Below are 4,491 nucleotides of genomic sequence, written 5' to 3'. Positions count from 1 at the left end.
TAGCCTGTAGGGTCACGAAACTATGTTGGGTGATCGGGGCGATGCTTCCGTTCTGAGGCGCGCAATCGTTGGGCCAATATGAACTCTTATCGATATCGCCCGACATAGTCCGGCAGGGAAGATAGTGTCGAAGCGTATGCGGCGAAACCGATCGTCCGAGCAACGACGGACAGCCTGTCGCTGCTGCGTTTGCAGCGATGGCGATCCTTTCTGCAACGTTAGACCGCGTCATCGGCCTTCCCCAGCGATTGGGTAGCAACGCTTGATCGGTGCGCAGACCTGCAAAATCGATCCAGCGTCGAACCTCAACGGCCGTATCTCTCCATAGCGGTACGGTCCGTTGTTTCCGGCCTTTCCCGTGCAAGCTCACGCTCGGAGTGACGTCAAGCTCTACATCATCGACACGGATACCAATCAGTTCTGAAACTCGCGCCCCAGTGTTGTAAAGCACTTTGAGTAGCGCTCTGTCGCGTCTGCCAGACCAGGTCTCACTATCGGGGGCGTCCAACAGAGCCTTTGCTTCGCCACGGGAGAGAAACCCCGGCATCGGCTTGTCGGATCGCTTCATCGGAATGGCCAGAATACGCTGAGCGATAAACAGGGCTGGAGGGCACTGGGACGCCACGTATTGCGCAAACCCGCGTATTGCAGCGAGCCTCGCATTGCGGCTTCGTATGGTGTTGTGGCGCTCTTGCTCGAGATAGGTCAGAAATCCGACGATGAGATCCGCGTCGATGTCGTGCAACGTGAGCTGCGCAACTGATTTACGGTATTGATCTTCTGCATAGCCAAGTAGAAGGCGGAACGCATCGCGATAGGCGGCGACAGTTCTAGGACTTGCAGCTTGTTGCTGCAGCAGACGCTCGGTGAAGAAGCGCTGGATCAACGCGGCAAATTCAGAAGGTTGAGTCAGGGTATTCATGCCGGGACTCCTTCGGCGTAACGTTCGAAGCGATCGGCCGCGATGGCCATCAGCTCAGGGATGCCTGTAAAGTACCAGTACGTATCGACTACCTTGGCATGCCCCACATAGATCGACAGTGCCGACAGACATCGCTCTATGTCCGCTTCCTCCCTGTAGAAGCGTAATGCGCTATGCACGATGAAGGTGTGCCGAAGATCGTGCAGCCGATGATGACGATAGTCGCCTCGAGGTTTCCAGCCGAGCCGCCGCTCGCAGATCGCGCGCAACGCGTATAACGCCTGTCGTTGAGTCACCCGTTGACCGTCGTCGCGCAGAAAGAAACGATCTGAACGGCGGCTGGAAATGATTTGGTCCCGCAGGTCGATATATTCGAGTAGCTGTCTTGAGACCGTTGCATGCATGGCAACATAGCGACGCTGATGGAATTTGCTGTCGCGGATGTCGAGTACACCGGCTTGAAGATCGACATCAGCGTCGGTCAGGTGGAGTGCTTCGGAGATTCGCAACCCTGTTGTCGCTAGCAAACCGAACAGCACACAGCACGTTGGCGCGCGCAAACCACCGGCTGGCCCAAGAAGTTTGGCTTCGGACAGCAACATCCGGATCTCCAGTTCGGTAAAGATGTGTGGCACGAGTCGACGGTGTCCACGACCCAGCAGATTCCTCGGCGGTATGACCGTATCGGGATCTGTACGCATGTGAAACCTAGCGAAGCCGCGCAGTGTTTCGATGCGGCGAGCCCAACCTATCTGAGAGGCGCGCGTTGAATCGCGGGCCCAGTCCGCTGCAAGACTAGGTGTCAGATGCCTTGCACCACGCTGATCAGCGAAACGTGCGAAAGATTCGAGCTGCTTGCCATCGATTGCAAGTTCGAACCCAAAACTGCGTCGATACTCAAGATACGCCACCACACGGGAGCCCCAGTCGTCAGTGACGTTCATGATGTGCTCCCCGGCCAGGACAGGGCAACCTCCCGCAGGCGCTCAATATCCACACGGGCGTAGACGCGGGCCGTGTTCAAGCTCCGATGCCTCAGCAGATCAGCGATTTCCTTGATCGAAACGTTCGTCCTTTGCAAGCGGGTAGCGGTTGACCTCCGAAGCACGTGCGTGTTGCAGAATTGGTCATCCAGGTTGCAGCGTGCGAATGCCCGGTTCATTGCATTGCGAATCGCGGCGACACTTAACGGAACGCCGAACGGAGCGCGGTGACGCACGAAAACAGACCGGCTGTCCGTCTGCGGGCGTCCCTCGCGCAAGTACCTGGCTAGAGCAGCACCAGCCTGCTCTGGCAACGGCATGCGTTGCGCACGGTGGCTCTTGGTGTGCTGTAACGTCACGATGCCACGTCGCCAGTCTATGGAGTCCAGCGTCAGGTGTGTGGCCTCATCTCCGCGCAGGCCAAGATCGAGAATGCAGCGAGCTATGGCGTAATCGCGCATGCCGGATGCGGTATTTATGTCGAACGCTTGAAGGAAGCGTTCGATCTGAATATCTGACAGCACCTTCGGCGGGTTTCGATGCGGCCAGTTGGCGATCAGCGGCATCGTCGAAAGAGCAAGGCGGGTATCGTCACCATGCAATGCCCGGAATCTCAGATAGCTACGCAAGCTCGTACAGATGACTCCGAGCGAACTGGGTTTCCAGTGGCGTCGGGCGAGGCCAGTCAAGAAAGCCTCGACCGCCGGTATCGTCAGGATTAAGGATTCGGCGGACTCGTTCAGCGTGCAGCTTGCAAAAAATGCCTCAAGATGGCGGACACGATAGACGCACGTCGAACGCGCCAAGCCGCACGTATCGCGCAAAAACTCATGAAATTTGTGCAGTTCACGAGCTATGGGATCTGGCGCAGTCGTGGGGACGGCATCAGCGAAGAATGGCAGCGCCAGAAGATGATGCAGTGCTGCACGCATCTCGGATACAACTGATCGGCAAGGTTCTGGACAGCGGCAGACTGGCAGGTGATCCCGTATGAAGTGCTCGACGAGAGCCTCATCAACATCCGAAGCAGAAATGCGCTTACGTCTCATCCAATAACTGAAATGGGCGAGGCACCGAAGGTATGCTCCAACAGTACCTCGTGCGTAACGTAAGCGCTCCAGCTTACATATGTACGAATCGATGAGCTGGCTCAGGGGGCCGTGAAACAGCCAATCTCGCCGGGCGAGACGATTCAGGCATGCATCGGTAAACATGATGATCTCCGCACTCGGGTTCGCGGAACACCATCAGATCACGATTTATTATGCTGAGTTAGAGCCAACCGAAGCTCGCCCCACACACGTTGGCGCTTCGGAACGGAGCCGCGAGACGGATCGCACACCGCATAATCCGCAAGTGCACATAAGACCTGTTATGCCGATCTCGGCATAACAGGCGCAACTATCTGTTCGCTGGCTCCGACGGCGGTGGCCAAAGCGCGGCGGTGATCTATAGCCTGATCGGTACGGCACGCCTGAACGGCATCGAGCCGTTTGCCTACCTGCGCACGGTGTTTGAGCGCATCGCCGATCATCCCATCAACCGCATCGATGAGTTGCTGCCGTGGCGCCTGAAGCCGGCTGCATACATCGAGCAGCAAGCCGCCTGACAATCAATCCGATTGTCCAACCCCGCAAACCTGCCGTGCGCCTGGTCAAGGCGCCAGTGCCCGACTACGTACTGCGCGTTGAGCTGAAGTACATCAAGCCGGCGATCTGGCGACGAATCATCGTTCCCGGCTCGATCCGGCTGGGCAAGCTGCATGTCGTGCTGCAACTGGCCATGGGCTGGGAGGGCGGGCACCTGCACGAGTTCGTCTTCGGCGAAACCAACTATGGTGAACCTGATGACTTCGGATTCCAGAGCGATCCACCGATGCTCAATGAAGCACGGGTCACGCTGGCGAAGGCGCTGGGCGGGCTGAAGTCATTCACCTACATCTACGACTACGGTGACAACTGGCAGCATCGGATCAAGGTCGAGAAGGCGCTGATGCCTGATCCAGACATGCGCCGGCCGCTGTGCCTGGACGGGCAGAATGCGTGTCCACCGGAAGATGTCGGTGGAGTGCCAGGATATGCCGACTTCCTCGAAGCGATCACCGATCCGACGCACGAGGAGCACGACCACTTCCTCGAGTGGTGTGGCGGCAGCTTCGATCCCGCCGCCTTCGATCTCGTGCTCACGAATCAGCGGCTCTCAGAGGTCAAGTTCTAGTTCTGATCGTCAAGACGGCCTCAGATTGACGCTTACGGATCGACTCACTGACCGTGCGACAGCGGCGCGAGCGAGCGCAGCACCCAAAACCCTCTGATCCAAGAAAAGGAGTTGTAGTATGAAGCCAGTTAGTTCGCGTACAGGTTCATGCCGTCGCCGCTCCACCATAAAATTTTGATGAGGTCACCGCGACGCCCACGAAACAGGAAGATGTGCCCCGAGAAGGGGGCACGTCCGAGTGCTGACTGCACCAGCGCGGCAAGTCCATCCATGCCACGGCGCATATCGGTAACGCCCGCTGCCAGCCATACGCGGGTACCGCCTGGCGGCGCAATCATGCTGGCATCAGGCAGCGCAGCACGAGGCGCA

The 4,491-nt window shown here is 58.0% G+C and carries 5 protein-coding genes and 1 pseudogene; 2 read left to right on the top strand and 4 right to left on the bottom strand.

The genetic code is table 11. From position 1 onward, the window contains the following. From AB4Y34_RS40900 to AB4Y34_RS40890, 3 genes are all read right to left on the bottom strand, one after another. Positions 1-922 (bottom strand): tyrosine-type recombinase/integrase (locus AB4Y34_RS40900; protein ID WP_368719208.1); only part of this gene is annotated, 922 nt, incomplete at its 3' end. After that, the gene (locus AB4Y34_RS40895; protein WP_368719207.1) at positions 919-1,866 is read right to left on the bottom strand and encodes a tyrosine-type recombinase/integrase; all 948 of its coding nucleotides are present in this window, start codon (positions 1,864-1,866) and stop codon (positions 919-921) included. The genes AB4Y34_RS40900 and AB4Y34_RS40895, both read right to left, overlap by 4 nt. Beyond that, positions 1,863-2,837, bottom strand: a complete 975-nt coding sequence (locus tag AB4Y34_RS40890; RefSeq protein ID WP_368719206.1) for a tyrosine-type recombinase/integrase — start codon at positions 2,835-2,837, stop codon at positions 1,863-1,865. The genes AB4Y34_RS40895 and AB4Y34_RS40890 overlap by 4 nt, the downstream gene beginning before the upstream one ends. Before the next feature lie 461 nt (positions 2,838-3,298). Between AB4Y34_RS40890 and AB4Y34_RS40885 the strand changes: the two are divergent. Both AB4Y34_RS40885 and AB4Y34_RS40880 read left to right on the top strand, forming a co-directional pair. Next, positions 3,299-3,514 (top strand): annotated as a pseudogene (locus tag AB4Y34_RS40885) (transposase domain-containing protein); the annotation flags it as partial. An 11-nt stretch (positions 3,515-3,525) separates the two neighbouring features. Then, a complete protein-coding gene (locus AB4Y34_RS40880) occupies positions 3,526-4,122 on the top strand; it encodes a plasmid pRiA4b ORF-3 family protein (RefSeq protein WP_368719209.1) in 597 nt (198 codons plus the stop codon). 128 nt (positions 4,123-4,250) lie between these two features. On the opposite strand, the gene tnpB is transcribed toward AB4Y34_RS40880, so the two are convergent. Then, positions 4,251-4,491: IS66 family insertion sequence element accessory protein TnpB (gene tnpB / locus AB4Y34_RS40875; RefSeq protein WP_368719205.1), on the bottom strand; the 241-nt coding region annotated here is incomplete at its 5' end.

Origin of the sequence: Paraburkholderia sp. BR10954, assembly GCF_040965775.1 — a bacterium.
GTDB lineage: Bacteria > Pseudomonadota > Gammaproteobacteria > Burkholderiales > Burkholderiaceae > Paraburkholderia > Paraburkholderia youngii.
Note: the sequence above shows the minus strand (reverse complement) of the source record. Positions and strands in the feature narration are given on the sequence as shown.